The organism is Seonamhaeicola sp. ML3 (assembly GCF_023273855.1).
Lineage (GTDB): Bacteria > Bacteroidota > Bacteroidia > Flavobacteriales > Flavobacteriaceae > Seonamhaeicola.
The window spans coordinates 2047077-2062888 of record NZ_CP096884.1; the positions used below are offsets into that span (position 1 = coordinate 2047077).

At 37.6% G+C, this 15812-nt stretch carries 10 protein-coding genes; all 10 read right to left on the reverse strand.

Going from position 1 to position 15812, the window contains the following annotated elements:
• Window positions 1-11 precede the first annotated feature (11 nt).
• Entirely contained in the window at window positions 12-923 is a 912-nt protein-coding gene (locus M0214_RS09285) for a glycosyl hydrolase family 17 protein (RefSeq protein ID WP_248722290.1), read from the reverse strand.
• Window positions 924-960: 37 nt separating this feature from the next.
• Window positions 961-1596 (reverse strand): hypothetical protein, encoded by a 636-nt coding sequence (locus M0214_RS09290; RefSeq protein ID WP_248722291.1) that lies wholly within the window; start codon window positions 1594-1596, stop codon window positions 961-963.
• A gap of 41 nt (window positions 1597-1637) precedes the next feature.
• Window positions 1638-3068, reverse strand: coding sequence for an MFS transporter (locus tag M0214_RS09295; protein ID WP_248722292.1), 1431 nt, complete (start codon window positions 3066-3068; stop codon window positions 1638-1640).
• 38 nt (window positions 3069-3106) lie between these two features.
• Entirely contained in the window at window positions 3107-4594 is a 1488-nt protein-coding gene (locus M0214_RS09300) for a glycoside hydrolase family 30 beta sandwich domain-containing protein (RefSeq protein WP_248722293.1), read from the reverse strand.
• A gap of 16 nt (window positions 4595-4610) precedes the next feature.
• Window positions 4611-5894 (reverse strand): glycosyl hydrolase family 17 protein, encoded by a 1284-nt coding sequence (locus tag M0214_RS09305; protein WP_248722294.1) that lies wholly within the window; start codon window positions 5892-5894, stop codon window positions 4611-4613.
• Window positions 5895-5896: 2 nt separating this feature from the next.
• Window positions 5897-7117, reverse strand: coding sequence for a glycosyl hydrolase family 17 (locus M0214_RS09310; RefSeq protein ID WP_248722295.1), 1221 nt, complete (start codon window positions 7115-7117; stop codon window positions 5897-5899).
• 32 nt (window positions 7118-7149) lie between these two features.
• Complete coding sequence (locus M0214_RS09315; protein ID WP_248722296.1) at window positions 7150-10605, reverse strand: hypothetical protein; 3456 nt, start codon at window positions 10603-10605, stop codon at window positions 7150-7152.
• A gap of 67 nt (window positions 10606-10672) precedes the next feature.
• Window positions 10673-13429 (reverse strand): PKD domain-containing protein, encoded by a 2757-nt coding sequence (locus M0214_RS09320; RefSeq protein WP_248722297.1) that lies wholly within the window; start codon window positions 13427-13429, stop codon window positions 10673-10675.
• A gap of 31 nt (window positions 13430-13460) precedes the next feature.
• Complete coding sequence (locus tag M0214_RS09325; RefSeq protein WP_371873476.1) at window positions 13461-14327, reverse strand: family 16 glycosylhydrolase; 867 nt, start codon at window positions 14325-14327, stop codon at window positions 13461-13463.
• 32 nt (window positions 14328-14359) lie between these two features.
• The gene (locus M0214_RS09330; protein WP_248722298.1) at window positions 14360-15808 is read right to left on the reverse strand and encodes an Ig-like domain-containing protein; all 1449 of its coding nucleotides are present in this window, start codon (window positions 15806-15808) and stop codon (window positions 14360-14362) included.
• Window positions 15809-15812: the final 4 nt, after the last annotated feature.

Genomic DNA, 15812 nt, shown 5'->3' on the forward strand with positions numbered 1-15812 from the left:
TATTAGGTTTTTTAGAATTTTAAATTTTCGTGTTTATCCCACAGTCCCCAATAGGCTCCAACGTCGCCCTCATCACCAGTTTTCCAAGACTCATCAAACGATGAAAAATAAAATATCGGGATATTGTTTTGTTTGGTCCATTCAATAGTGTCTATGAAGTATTTCATAGCAGATTCCTCTCCAGCAATGGCACCATCAAGTCCGCCACCTTCGCTTGGCCAGCCCGTTTCGGTTATAATAATGGGCTTGCCTTGAGCAGTATCAACAATAGAACCATACATAGCCTGCATGTGGCCAAGTGCGTATTCAATGGGGCAGCCCTCCCAATAAGGATACAAATTGGCTAGCACAACATCTGTGCTTTCAACTAGAATGGGATGTCTTGAAAACTCATAGTAGGCATCCACATAGCCCACAGGAATATCCAATCCAGCTAGTGCTTCCTTGACACGATTGATGTATTCTACTAATTCCTCAAGTGTTAAATCGTTTCTGTACAAAACTTCATTTCCAACAGCGGCTACATCTACATACCCTGATTTAGCCAAATCTATCAACCCAGCAATTTCTCGCTCATTATCTTCTTTATCATCGCCTAACCATGCTCCGACCAAAGTTTTAAGTCCGTGCTTTTTTGCCATCATAGGTACGTATTCGTTACCCTCAATACAGGAGAAAGACCGAATAGCAGAAACATGTGGTTTTAAAATTTTTACGCGTTCTTCAACTTGCTCTATACTAATATCATCTCCAGGAGACTGTCCATCTTTATACATACTGAAGCAAATACCATGAAACCCATCATGGATGGTTTTTCTCCATAGCGCTTTTAAATCATCTAATGAATACTCAGTGAGGTTAATCCCAACTGTTGCTATTTGGCTGTAGTTGGCTTCGTAATATGATTTTTCTCTGTAAGACATTTTTCTTTTTTTTAATTTTGATGGTTTGTTCTATTGATTAAAATACACCGCGGCAGTTCTTTCGGGTATAAATTTTAATTCTATCCACTTCCTTGGCGCCAGCTGGCATATCTTCCAGCTTTAGTCCAGGATAATCCTCTACTTCTTTCCATTGTGCTATTGTTTTGCTAAAGAATTCTGAAGCAGTAGTATCTGTTTCATATACAATCAAATCGTAACCTTCACCCAAATCTCCTCCAAAACGGGTCACAACTTGCCATTCGCCCTCTCTTTTATAAGATGTGTTCGTATGGTCCGATTGCGGATAGTATTTTTCGTCTGTAGGCTTTATAACAACCCAAATATCCTTAGTATGGTTCTCTGGATATACTCCCATAGTTAGTATTCTACAGTCCACAGAATCTTGGTCTATTGGGGATATCACTTTTACATTTTCTATATTTCCGGTAATATTTAGTTTTTTTCCAATTGAAATTTGTTCCATTTGGCTGTTGGAGTTTACTAAATCAGATGAATAGCTTCCGTAAATCATCATCAAGATTCCAATAACACCAAACGGAATAATAAGTTTACTGTTAAGTAAGCTTTTTCCAGAACTTCCTTTTTTACTGCCAAGAATAGCAACGAGTATTAAGAAGACTCCGATTAATAGTATTAATATTTTTGCTGACATTTTTGATGTTTTTTAGTTATGAAATTTTACAGGTCATATTTTTATAATACGCCTCTTCTTTCTTCTAGTTGAGCCTTAATATCTTTAGCTCTTTCCTCAGAAAGGCTATACTTCCACATCACCCATATCGCTAGGGCAGCTGTTACAACAGGAACAACGATATCAGCGATTCTTAGTTTTGTTAAGGTCTCTACAGATTGTGTAGCTGCATCGCCCTCAAATCCAATTAATTTTAAAACCAATCCACTGGCTACTAAAGCTAATCCTTGTCCAAGCTTAACGACCCACCAATACAAGGCACCAAAAGTACCTTCCTTTCTGGGCATGCCGTTTCTAAGTTCATCCAAGTCGCAAACATCGGCAGTCATACTCATCATTAGTGTGAATAAACTTCCTAGGCCAAAAGACATAAAAGGCACAGGAATGAACATTAGCAATACATTATCGGGGTCGAATGTCCACCACTTCAATATGTAGCCAACAATTGAGATGGCTGTTGAAATTATAAAAGCATTTTTCTTGCCCCATTTATTGGCCATAGCCGATACTATTGGAATTACAAAAAAAGCAGATACCAATGCACCTATTGAACCAAACCAGGCTGGCCAAGTTCCAGTAGCACCGTAGTCTCCATTGAAAAGAAAAAACACTATGATAAAAAAGCTAAATGAAGCTACGATTTGATAACCGTTGAACACTAAAAATGTTGCCCCGCACAATTTCATAAACGGCTTGTTTTTTACGGCTTCTTTGATACTTGCTATCAAATCTCCTAGATTACTAAAAATAGTCTTGAAGGTTAATTTCTTTCTGTTTCCCATGTTAGCTGCATCAATACCTCTACAAAAGATAGCTGGTAGCACACCTAACAGCAAACAACCAATACCTACGTAAATAGCCATTTGCCGCACACCATCTGCTTGAGTATCAAAGAGGTCTGCGTTAGGGATAAGTGGCCAAAACCAAGGTACAATTACCCATGCTATTAAACCTACAGTTTGAGAAAAAGCCATTAATCTTGTACGTTCGTTATAGTCTGTAGTCATTTCAAAACCTAAGCCTACCAGAGGTGTTGCAAACATGGTGTTACCTATTAGGAAGACCATAGACATAATCAAGAAGTACCAAAAATTAAATGTAGAGGAGTTGTTCTCATCCATCTGCCATAGCATAATAAAGAATATGGCACTTAATATGGCACCTACAAAAATGTAAGGTCTTCTACGTCCGTATTTTGAACTTGTATTATCAGAAATAAACCCCATAACAGGATCTGTTATGGCATCAAAAAAGCGAGGTAAACCTCCTAGAAGTCCCGCCTGAAAGGGGTCCATTCCAAAAGCGGTGAGTAAAAAAAACATAAATACTCCAAGTGCCCCGGGAAGTAAATTTAAAACGAGGTGGCCTGCCCCAAAGGCTGCTTTCTGTCCAATAGGAACTTTATCGGCGGTGGCTGTTTTTACGTTTGGCATAATTAATTTAAAATTTTAGTTAGTTCAGTTTAGTATTATTACGGAATTACAATAGTTTGAATAGCTTGAGCATCTATTGAAAATTCTGCATTCTTGTCGTTTAGCGATAAGTTTATGGTTTTTGGGGTGTTGTATTCGTTAAATAGGACCAAGGCAATAGAACCATCTGGATTAGTTACAGCTGTAGAAAGGAGTTTTTCATCAGAGTTTTTTATGCCGATAACTTTAGCTTCGGGTCTTATGTATTTACTAAAATGTGACATAGTATAGTAAAGTGGCGTAAAGTATACTTCGTCTTTATTTGGGTCTACAATAACAGGTGCAATACACCAATTTTTAAACCAATTTGGGCCGCCATTTGTGTCTAGAACCATGTTCCAGTCTACCCAACCATCTACCCAGTTATTGAGACAGCCAATAATATCGCGTGCGTATCTGTTAACTGGTGCGTATTTTGGATGATAATGTTTGTCCTCTTCTGGTGCCCAATCCCATCCCCAATCTGTTGCTTCTTTTTTCCAATACCAGGCATCATCTTTCCAAACAGGTATTTGTGCATCAATGCAGGCTTCAGATTGTATTAGGTATTTGTCTGGAGCTTTGTGGTGAGCGTATTGTAGTTCTTCAGGAAAGACATGAAACGTGCTGGCATACCAGTGAATTGCTGTGCCATCAAAATATTTAGAGGTTTCTTCATTCTTAAATTGAGAATCTACCCATTCTTTTAAGTGTTCCCTGTTTTGGTCGTAACCTAATATTTTTAAATGTCCTTTACCGTCTCCTTCTAGTTTAGGACCTAAGTGATTTTGAACAAAATTGGTCATTTCAGCTGGGGTGAAATGCATGCTTTCCCAATTGTTGCCGTTTCCTAGCGGTTCGTTTTCAACGGTGAAACCCCAAATATCTATGCCTTCGGCTTTGTAAGCATCTGCATATTTTGAGAAGAATAAAGCCCAAGTGTCATAATATTCGGGTAGCAATTTTCCGCCAACCCATTTTTTTTTGTCCTTCATCCAGGGAGCAGCGGTCCATGGCGATGCGAATATTTTAAAGCCATCGCTAGATACCTCCATGGCTTCTTTAATAAACGGGATTAAATCATCTTTATCTTCTTCGATGGTAAAGTGCTCCAAATTTTTATCCTCTTCAACCGGTGTGTATGAATAGTTTGAAATTGAAAAATCGCAGGAATTCATGTGGGTTCTGGTCAAAGAGTAGTGTGCCCCATTTTTACTGAAATAGGCTTCGATAATACGTTTTCGGTTGTCTTTACTTAGTTTGTTTAGTAGATGTGCAGAAGCTTCTGTAAAAGCTCCACCAAAACCTGTAATTTTTTGATAGGTTTCTTCGGGGATCAGTTCAAGGGAAACTTTTTGATCATAACGATTAAACTCGGTGACATTAGATAATTGATTACCAGCAGCAGATGTTTCAAAAACTTCAATCTCTAAGGTTTTATTTTCTGAATTACAACTGATCATAATCGAGGTTATCAATAAAAAGGTTATGTGTTTTAGTTTTATCATAAATACCTATGCATATTTATTTTTTTAAGGCCTCCCATTCTTCTCTGGTTGGTGGTACTTCGACATCATTCATTAAAGCATCTTTATTACCATTATAGGTTTTGGTAATTTCGTTTCCGTTGCGAGTCAACCCTTTGAATGTGCCTTTGTCTACCTCATCCCAAAGCGCATATTTTGTTTTTCCATCTACAGTAAATAAACCAAAGTGCTTTTCGGAATTACCGGGATTATCGCCACCTTTCCAAGGTTCGTCAAATCCTTCAAAATAGAAACAAGATAAACCTGCGTCATTGGTCCAATCTCGCATATGTTTGTAATAAAGCGCTTCTTTAAATTCATCGCAGGCTTTGGAACCATTGGTGCCGTAATGGCCAGAAGAAAAACTCGCCCATCCTGTTTCTCCAATATGAATGGGCTTATTAACCCCAAGGCTTTCCATATATTTTTTCACATTTTCAGTTTGTGCCATGGCATACTCCTTTGCTCTGAGCATTGAGATTTCAATTTTTTCCATATCCGTCTTCCCTTCCAAACCTTCTTGATCTAACCAAAATTCAGGTTGATAATGGGTGTCGTGCATAGGGTAGGTGTGTACAGATAGAAAGTCGACAGCCTTGATGAGTTTATTTAGATCCTCGACGTGATATTCTTCACCGCCACCGCCCCAAGAGGCAAAATTATCGGAACTTGTAACCCATAAATTGGGAGAAAGTTTGCCTTCCTTTTTTAAATCTTGTAGATAGTTTACCCATTTAAGGATTACCCATGGTTCTACATAATAAGATGCTGCCCATTTAACCATAGCCTCATTACCTACGGCTATAACCTTTACTATATCTGGATATTGATTGGCTAATGCTACGGCTTTTTCCATTTGTGGTTTGTTGTCTTCACTCTCTTCATTATGGATAGGTTCTTTGTCTGTCCAAGCATTTTTACAATCTATCCAAGCGCCAAGCATAACATACATTTCAAATTTGGGGTCTTTTTGTTTTAATTCACTTATGGCTTTTAGTAGGTTTTCTGCTTGTGGTTTGTGTACCTTATATGTTCTAACCGTACGAATCCCCATAGCATGTAATAGTAGCATATCATCTTTTAGTTCGTCTAGGGTAGGTTCAATATTGTGGTCTGGATATCTGTAGCCGCCATAAGACATGGCAAGGTATTTTGGGTTACCTAAGATATCTTTTGCCGTAAGTTCAGTTTTCTCTGTAGCACTAGATTCAATATTTTCGTTTTTTCCTTCTTTGCAGGACCACATAACGCAGATTAAAAAAATGAATACAAACTTTTTCATGATTAATAATTTATAGTTATTTCCTCTTTTCGAGGTGGCACGTGAACATCGATTAGCAAGTCTTTTAATTCGCCATTATAGGTTTTGGTAATAGTCTTGCCATCTCTTGTTAAGTTTTTAAAAATGCCTTGGTCTACCATATCCCAAATGGCATATTTGGCTTGGCCTTTTAGGTTGATGAGTCCAAAATGGTTCTCGGACCCTAGTTCGTTGTTTGCATCTTTCCACTGTTCATCAAACGCTTCAAAGTAAAAGCAGGAGATATTATTCTTGTTGCTCCAAGCCCTCATGAGTTGAAAGTACCTTCCTGATTTGTATTCGTCTGCAGCTTTTGATCCATCTGCACCATAATGTTCATTAGAAATGGTAGCCCAACCAGTTTCTCCAATATGTACAGGCTTATTTACACCAATACTTTTCATGTAGTTTACAACACTGTCGTAATGATCTTTGGCAAAATTTAGAGCACGTTGCATACCAGATTCTATTTTATCGGCATCAGACCAATCATACTCGTGCTCTGGTACCATCCAAAAAGCGGGATTGTAGTGAGAATTGTGCATAGGGTAAGTATGCATAGAAATATAATCTACCGTTCTAATTAATTCATTTAAATCTTCGGTATGATAGCTAGGGTCACCACCTCCCCAAGACGAAAAGTCGTCTGAACTGGTTATCCATAATTCTTTTGGTAATTCTCCATTCTGTTTTAATTCTTGTAAATACTTCACCCATTTTAGTATGGTATTTGGTCGCACAAAATAACTTGTAGCCCATGTAACCATAGCTTCATTACCTACGGCTATTATTTTTACAATGTCTGGATATTGTTTCGCTAGTGCCACAGCTCTTTTGATTTCGCCTTCGTTTTGTTCGCTCTCAATGTCATGAATGGGTACCATATCCGTCCAAGCATTTTTACAATCAATCCAGGCGCCGAGCATCACGTACATTTCAAAACCAGGGATTTCTTTTTTTAATTCAGAAATAGCCCTTAGTAGGTTTGGAGCTTGTTGTAGTTGAACATTGTATGTTCTCAATATTTTTATACCCATAGCCGACAATATTTTCATGTCTTCTTTTAGCTGTGCTATGGTTGGTTGAATATCACGAGTTTTTTCACGATAACCTCCATAGGATATTGCTAAATAGTTGGGGTTTCCCAATATATCGGCAGCAGTAATTTGCTTGTTCGGTTTCGATGTATTTTTACTTTGTGGCATTAACAATAAGTTGTGTTAGTATTTTATCTAGCTTATTTTTTTATTGAAACAACAATATGGTCTATATCACCTTTTCTTTCGAAAACTGACTGGGATGTTCCTAAATCCAGAGCACCATTATTAAAAATTAGTTTCTGATTGTTTTTTAGGTTTACTGTTACCTCTTCTTTCTCACCTAGTATATAGATTATTGGAATTTGACAATGTGTAAAAGCGAGAGAGTTACTAGGCAATTTAATATGCCTATCAGCTCCATAAATATCTTTATAGTCAAAAACCGAAGGGTTTTTAATAAATTCAGAATCTCTTAACAACCCTGGGTTAAAGGATAGGATTCCTGATTTTACAGAAACTCCCAGTTCTCCAATTCTGCTAAGTATATCTTCTTTTACTTGTCCGGTCATTCCTGGTTGTTGAGCTCCTTTAGTAGCAGGTGTATGCGAGTAAGGGTCTGTTGGGAATGCCCCATAAAGTGCTGGTGGTTTGTGGGCTCCAATTCCCGCTTGAATTTCATAGTAATGCTCCAATAATCTTCCAATGGTTTCTTCGCTTTCCTTTTGATTAATGGCCTCAATACAATTTTCTTGAACAGCTAATAATAATTTAGAAACCATATGCCAGTAAATTGAGCCAAGTCCTTCAAAACCGAAGAAAGTTCCAGAACGTCCAGTGAATTCTTTATGGTTAAAGACTTCTTCGAAGGTGTGCAAGATTTGATTCTCCTCTTTGGATTTTAGGTTTGAATAGGTTTCAGGGAGGTTGTCTAAAGCATCTTTTAGACTATTGGCGTTATTGAAGTTTCCGTTAAAATGATACTTACCGTTGCAATCCTTTTCGATAATGAGATTGTTTCCATCTTCAACTAATTGTGATAGTAACGATGAAGCCTCAACAGCTTTAGAAGGAATTACGTTTTTCTTTGTAAATCGAGGTAAATCCTTATCTGGATATAATATATAACTATATTGGTCATCTCTAAAAAGAGCACTCGCTTTGAGTCCGTCTAGTAGCTCTAGCGCTTCTTTCGGCGATAAATATCCTGCGCTCAATGCGGCAACCTGTCCTTCGAGCATTTCAGATAAATACTCAATGGTTATTTCTTCATTATTACTTACAGACATAATGTTGTAGGCATGGTACATGTTGTCATGTCTTTTATTTGCCCTTATGGTATGCTCTAAATAAGTTTTCGTTATTGTAACAAACTCCAAAATATTGGAAGTTGTGATGTCTTGTTTTTCGCCAGAGAAACTGTTATCGTAAATATTTATTCTGTAATTACTGGCAGGGGAGGCTAAACCATCAAGAATTGTTTTTCTTTCTTTATTACTAATGCTTCCCTCAAGTAAGTGACTGTGTTTTATTAACGTGTCTACGGTACTGTTGAAGAATGTAGCGAGCTCTTTGGATATTTTTATATTTTCTACCTCACTTTTCTCTAAAACCTTTTCAAAAAAGTTAAAGAAACGTTGGAGGTAGCATAGCGTGACCATAGAAACACCATTTCCAACAAGGGCATTGTTTGCATCGTTCCATTCTGGTCTTTGAGTATTTAACCAAATACCACCCTCGGGAATAAAGTTGGATACTTTGGCCAATACAGTAGCTAATAATTTTTCTATTAGGTTTACATGGTATATTTGGCCGTTAGCAGCTTTTAAAAGTGCTGCGTCCGCTCCTAATGTACTACGCTCTTCATTAATTTTTGAATCAACGTCATGATTAAAGTCTATTGTGTCCTTTGAGTTTTTCAAAATATCTTCGTAAGACTTAATCGTGTAGGGTACATTGGCGTAAACGAACACATTTTCTGTAAACAGATTTTCTAGAGTTTTGGGGTAATGATTTTCTATAAACTCTAAAAATTTAAGTAGATAGATGATTTGATGATCTCCCCAATACCCTATGTAGGACCAAGGGTCGTCAGGTTCTATAACTTCCCAGTCAAAACCATCTTTAGTAACACGGTATGGGTTGTAGCCGTCAAATGTTGTAGCATTTAAAAATTTATGAATCATGCTTTCTATAAACTGAGGGTAGGCATGCGCCAAAGCCTCCCAGTTTTGAAAAATATCACGCCAGTTACCCTCGTAATCTAGAATTTTAGAACCGTCTATTTCGCTAGTAGTGTTAATAGAAAACCTGTTCCAAGGTCTACTTGGGTCGCCATGTCTTCTACTAAATTTTAAAGGTAAATACTCGTAGCATAATCGTTTAAAATCTGCATCTGTATGTGAATCTGCAAGGGTTCTTATAGTTTTTACAGTAAAAGTTTCGTTTAAGCTGTTTACTGTAGCATACTCCCTTTGGAAAACATTACTGTTGGCTTTTTCAAGATATTTCGAAAAATCATGTTTCTCTATGGTGTAATTGTCATCAAAAATGCCTCCACGCATGATATTAAAGAGAGTATTCGAAAAATGTCTAGTGTTTGTAATGGTATCAGCAGTTTTTTGTAAACCATCTGAAGATGCCGTTAACTTCACTAAATTCTCTGTTCCCAAATCAACATCAGCTTCTAGTTCATGAATTAATTGCATATTCTCTATTATATTCTTTTCCAATTCATGTACTTGAGAGACATTTTGATTGACATTAGCAACAAAACCCCAAGAGGTTTCGCTGTTTGCTTCTATTTGAATTGATTTGTTTATGAAATAAGCTCCTTTTTCTGCCTTTATATCTTCTTCGGGAGACACAGATTCGCCTGATCTAAAGTTATTTAACTGTATTGAAGAAAGGAGGTAAGTCGGGTTTTCGATTCCATAAGACCAAACAGTATTAGCTTTTAACGCTTCACTAGGTTCTGCTTTATCAACTATTATGGCACTTAAGGTTAAAAGGCCAAGTCCAGATTCAGGAAGAAGTTCTGTCCTTTTGTAGGCGTCTACGAGGTTACTACGTGTGTTTTGAAGATTAGATTCAACACCCCATGGTAGTAAATTTTGTAGACCGTCTAAAACATTCAGATTAATTGGGTTTAAGTTGTGGTTTATTAATTTGGAATGTTTTACAAAACCAAATTTATTTGAGCTCTTCCATGAATATCTAAAAGTTAACCCCAAGTCTAGGTTTATCTCTTCGAAAACAATTTTGTTTCCGTAAATATTCTTGTACAGATTTTGTTCGATATTGTAAATTCCAATTTGTCTTATACTGAAAGGTTCCCAAATTTTAAGTTGATTTTCGTGTATAACTTGGAAAATGGATTTGCTTCCAGTTATATCGGCAGACTCTGTAATCTTATCATCTGTATAGTATGGAAAGAGTGCGTATTCTGAATTTTTTCTTCCCGCAGATAGGCCACCGTTGCTAGAAATGAACATCCAATGGTTAGAGTCTGAAACAATACTCATAAAGAAGGGACGCATTTTGTCACTATTCGATATTTTATAGTATGTTTCGTTTTCGAATTGAATCAGTTCTCCTTTGGTGGTTTTCATGGTGTTTGAAACTTTAAGCGCGTCTTTAAAGATTGCAGTTGACATTTTTAGCTTGTGGTCGTTAAATATTAATAAGGCTAGCTAGTTTTAATAGCTAGCCTTATGGTATGTGTTATTCTAATACTATATCGTCGAAATAGTAAGTTCCGCTAGAAGTAATGGCGCTATCGGCTTGATCATTATCAGGTTTTATAACCAATCTGAAATATGACGAAGGTGCAGGCATGGCCGTAAAACTAAATGTTACTTCTGTCCATGTGTTCGCCTCGGAAACCGTAGCAAAAGCTCCTGGTGGATTCCCTACGTTAGGGTCATCCTGAGCGACCTCAAAACGGAAGGTAGTATTCGGTTTACTAGAATAAATTTTTATTTTAAACGTTCTGTTTGTTAAATCAGGGAAATTAGAGGCAAAGTTGTTTTGGATACCCGCAAAAAATTCTGCACCTGCATTCTTTTCAACTTTCAGAACATAATCTGATGTATTGATTCCACTTTTGTCAGGGTTTGCAACTAATTCAGAAGAAATCGTTCCGAAATTTTGGCTTGCTAAGAAAGTTTCGCATCCTTCAAAGTTAACGGGGAGTGCCGATGCTGCAACAAGTTCGCCCGAACAACCGCCACCAGAACTTCCTCCAGTGCCACCACCAGAACCTCCGTCTCCTTCAACTTTGGTGATGTCGTCTATGTAAAGAGAACCAGTGTTTGGCTTAGTTCCATCTTGATTTCCTACGTCTGGACGAATCAATATTCGGTTTACTCCAGCTGGAATGTTTTCTAATGTGAAAGTGAGTTCTACCCACTCATTGGCAGTAGTAATTGTTTGTACATTACCAACGGGTGCATTTGTTCCATCTACTTCTACTTGAAATAAAACATTGGTTGGAGCTACAGTGGAATAGAATTTTGCTTTGTAAACAGTGGTTGCTTGGTCTAAACCATCTCCGAAAACAAATCCTATGCCACCCCACCATTGGTTGCCATTGTTGTATGATGCTTCGTAGACATTAGCGCTAGTATTGATTCCGCCAGAAACTGGGTTGGCGATTAACGCCCCTCCGGTTTCGAATTCACCAACAGTAATTCCTGTTAGGTTATTTTCGAAATCTAGAACTACAGATTCTGTAGCACTACTTCCTCCTGATCCAGAACCGTATAGCATTAAATCATCAAAATAATATGTATCTGTATTATTCGCATTAAGGTCAAAGAAGATTACTATTTTATTGAATTTACCACTATCTGCAGCATCAAAAGGGAACATGAGTTCTTCCCAACCATTAGTTACTGTTGTCGTCGTGAATTTCTCTGTATTATTACTTGGCATGCCAATCTCTTCCAGTTTAATTCTAACTTCTGTATTAGCTCTAGCAGACCATACTTTGATTTTTAATCCGGTGTTGGCGTTAAAGTCTAATTTTGCATCTAAATCTATCTGGTTATTGTCCCAAGGATTGTTGCCTAATTTGGTGATTTTTCCAACTTTACACGATTTATTTACATCGTTATCAAAGTCTGGGTTGTCAATCCATTCAAAATCGGCTCCATCTTCAATAATGCTAGATGTAGGGTCTGTCATGAATGTTAAATTGAAATCTGCTCCTCCCAAGGATTGCATAGCTTCGGCTTCGCAAGGGTCTGCAACTTCTCCGGCAACTTGTTCAATATCATCTATATAAAACGTTCCTGCTGCTGTTCCTGGGCCATCAACAAACAAAACCATATCATTATATGATGCATCTGAAGCTAGGGTGAATGTCAATTCTTCCCATCCAGAACCTGTGTGGTTTACATCGGCTTCAACAGGGTCTGCAGTACCATCTTCGAACTTCAATTTAATTGGTAATGCTTGATCTGAGTAAAGTTTGAATTTTATGCCTTTGTCTGTTGTGAAATCAACCGGTGTGTCTAAATTGAAAAACGCGTTTTCCCAATTAGCGCCTACATTTACTATTTTTCCCACTTTACTGGCCTCAGAATTAATACCTGATAATTCTGGATTATCAACAACTTCAAAAGATACATTGCCAACAATTTTAGCGGCATAATCAATACCGTTACAATCAAAATCTATAGGTACTTCTAAATTAGTCTGTAAACAAGGAATGTCTGTTGTATCTATTTGTGATATTCCATCTATATAAAATTTACCAGAAGTAGTTCCTGGGCCATCGACGAACATAGTAAATCTAGAATAACTTGAAGCAGAATCGAAGGTGAAGTATATTTCTTCCCAACCAGTACCACCGTGACTTGCTGTAGTTTCTACAGGTGCGCCAGTACCTTCTTCTAATTTTAGTAATACATCAATGGGTGTATTAGACCAAAAAAGTACTTTTATCGTTTTCTTTTCTGTTAAATTGATAGGTGCTCCTAAATCAAAAAAGAACCCTTCAAAAGCAGCACCACTATTCGTGATTTCCCCAACTTTTGATGCGCTAGTATTTGCTCCAGATGGATCTGGGTTATCTACTACGGCAAAAGCTGCTCCATTGAATGTAGAAGCCTCATATTTAGTGTTTTCACCATCAAAAGAAATTGGTAGTGTGGCCACCTCTGGTATTAAAATAGTGATTTCGTCTTCAAAAGTATCTGAGGCCCCAGCTATATTATTTGCAACTAGACTTACGGTATATGTGCCGTTTTCATAAACTTTAACGGGGTCTATTAGTGTGGAGTTACTACCATCTCCAAATGCCCATTTATAGGTATTGGCATTTTCTGATATATTTATAAATGTAACTGTTCCCGTATCTATGTCTATAGTGTAGGTAAAACCTGCTAAAACTCTAGGTAGAACAGTCTCATCGTCTTCACATCCTAAAAAGGATAAGGTCAATATCAATATTGATATATATTTAAATGTTTTCATTAATTGTTTCATTGTCTTTTTTTATTTTGAGTTAGTTACTTCTATTGTATACACGCACATAATCTACCAACATGGTTTGTGGGAATACGGTTTCAGCATTGGGTGAACCAGGTAATTCTCCACCAACAGCTACGTTAAGTATGATGTAGAATGGACCATTATTGAATACCCATTCCCCTTGGTCATCGGTTTCTTCAGAAACATCCTCTGGCGTTATTTGGTTATAAAGTACATCGTCTACATAAAAATTGATATAATCTGGTCCCCATTCTATACCGAATACGTGAAATCCGGTATCAAACCTGTCATTTTCCAATTCATAAGATTTGCTTATGGATTCCCCTGCTGAATATCCCGGCCCGTGAACGGTTCCGAATATTTTAGAGGGTTCGTCTCCTAAATACTCCATGATATCTATTTCTCCTATTTGAGGCCAAATTTGTGTACCATTGGCATCATCTCCCAAGAGCCAAAATGCTGGCCAAATACCTTTGCCATAGGGTAATCTAATACGAGCCTCGTAACGTCCATAAGTTTGTTCAAACTTACCTTTAGTCAGTAGTCTTGCTGAGGTATAAGCAGCTCCTTCAAACTGTTCTTGTTTGGCTGTAATAATGAGTACACCATTTTGTACTGTTACATTTTCGGTACGGTCGGTGTAATATTGTAGTTCATTATTTCCCCAGCCATTGGTGCCTGTACCAATATCATAACCCCATATTTCAGAATTAGGAGCACCATCAGTATTAAATTCATCTGCCATCACCAAATTTGTAAAACTGGCGACGGTCTGTGTGTCGTCTGTTTCACAGCTGGATAGCATAAAAAGGAAAGCCATCACGAAAGTGGTGAAAAGCACCTGTTTTGTTATTGCTTTGTATATGTGTTTTATATTCATTGTTACGTTTTATTAAGTTTTATGTTGTCTAGCTACTCTGAATAGAAGTAAATGTTATCTAATATGAAGTCAGGTCCTCCGGCTAATATTATAGCTCCTAGGTTGTTCTTTTGGGAGGTAAGATCTCCACTTAAAGGAATATCAATAGACGACCAAGAACCCGGTGTTAGTCCGTCTGCAGTAAATCTAAAGTCTTTATCGTCTCCATCAGGTGCACCTGTAAAGACATTAGTTTCTATTTCACCATTACCGCCCACGTCTCTTATTTGGAATTCTACACTGGTATCTGCAGATTGTGAGTAAATATCAACGTGCATGTGGCTTAATGTCGAAGCATTTACTGTATTGTTAAAAATAATTCCCGTGAAATTGTTATTAGAGTAGATTAACACATTATTACCATTTAAATCAGCAATTGAAGTCTGAGTCGTCGAACCTCCAAAACCAGGATTGAAATTAATAGCCGTTTCTGATGTGTAGGCATCACTAAATACGGATTTAACAGCAGCAGCTGGTCGGTTTGGTGTTGGGGAAGCTGGTAAATCACCACTAGATGTCACCTCAAAAGAACCATTAGCTTCAACACCGGCCAAACTTGCTGTTACCTTTGCCGTTCCTTGATTAAGAATGGTAATAATGCCTTTTTCATCTACCGAGGCAACACTAGGGTTTGATGAGGTAAATGAAAAATACGATGGAGTTGTAAATACGGTTACATTGCTCCCATTAACATTTGATGTTTGAGCTAATCCAACGCCTAAGTCAACGTTGCTACCGTTAAATGACTGCTGCACAATATCCTGTCCAAATAAGATACTAGGTTGTTGTTGTGCTATGGTTCCTAATTTTTCAAACTTGAGCTCATCAATCCAGAACGTCCAAGCTATCTCATTGCCGTTAGGCCCATCTGCAAAAGGATCAAACCCCCCTGCGGAAAACAAGAACATCCCAGTTTCTTGAATTAATTTTGAAGCATCTGGTATTGGAATTATATATTTCTTCCATCCAGATGTCATTTGAACAACCGTTGTAACTGCATAAGAGGGGTCACTTTCTGGACGGTCAAAATCAGTTCCAAATCCAACTTCTACAGTTCCAGATGTAGTTCCTAATGCCCAAAATGTAAGTGCGTCATATCCAGTAAGGTTTCTTCCTGCTCCACGGTCTTCAAAAATCCCACCTATAAAGTTTCCGTCTGGGTCGTTAGAGGCAGGTACATCAATTCTAATAGATGATCTTCCTTCGTAAGCCACATTGGTGTCTACACCAAAACCCTCTGTATTAGCACCTGACTTAGGATCAAAAGATCTGAAAAATTGATCTGTAAGTCCAACGGGGTCATCTATGTAGATTTCTGCTGTATTTGGGAAAGTAGCAAATACGGCTTCATCTGAAAGTTCTCTTTCGCAACTAATGAGAAGCGTAAACATGCATCCTAAAAAGAATGTCAATTTTGTATATGTAAGTTTTATATTTTTCATCGTA

Excerpts from the sequence above, each read along its gene's own strand:
- M0214_RS09285 (WP_248722290.1), bottom strand. The coding sequence starts at position 923 with ATGTCTTACAGAGAAAAATCATATTACGAAGCCAACTACAGCCAAATA.
- M0214_RS09290 (WP_248722291.1), bottom strand. The coding sequence starts at position 1,596 with ATGTCAGCAAAAATATTAATACTATTAATCGGAGTCTTCTTAATACTC.
- M0214_RS09295 (WP_248722292.1), bottom strand. The coding sequence starts at position 3,068 with ATGCCAAACGTAAAAACAGCCACCGCCGATAAAGTTCCTATTGGACAG.
- M0214_RS09300 (WP_248722293.1), bottom strand. The coding sequence starts at position 4,594 with ATGATAAAACTAAAACACATAACCTTTTTATTGATAACCTCGATTATG.
- M0214_RS09305 (WP_248722294.1), bottom strand. The coding sequence starts at position 5,894 with ATGAAAAAGTTTGTATTCATTTTTTTAATCTGCGTTATGTGGTCCTGC.
- M0214_RS09310 (WP_248722295.1), bottom strand. The coding sequence starts at position 7,117 with ATGCCACAAAGTAAAAATACATCGAAACCGAACAAGCAAATTACTGCT.
- M0214_RS09315 (WP_248722296.1), bottom strand. The coding sequence starts at position 10,605 with ATGTCAACTGCAATCTTTAAAGACGCGCTTAAAGTTTCAAACACCATG.
- M0214_RS09320 (WP_248722297.1), bottom strand. The coding sequence starts at position 13,429 with ATGAAAACATTTAAATATATATCAATATTGATATTGACCTTATCCTTT.
- M0214_RS09325 (WP_371873476.1), bottom strand. The coding sequence starts at position 14,327 with ATGAATATAAAACACATATACAAAGCAATAACAAAACAGGTGCTTTTC.
- M0214_RS09330 (WP_248722298.1), bottom strand. The coding sequence starts at position 15,808 with ATGAAAAATATAAAACTTACATATACAAAATTGACATTCTTTTTAGGA.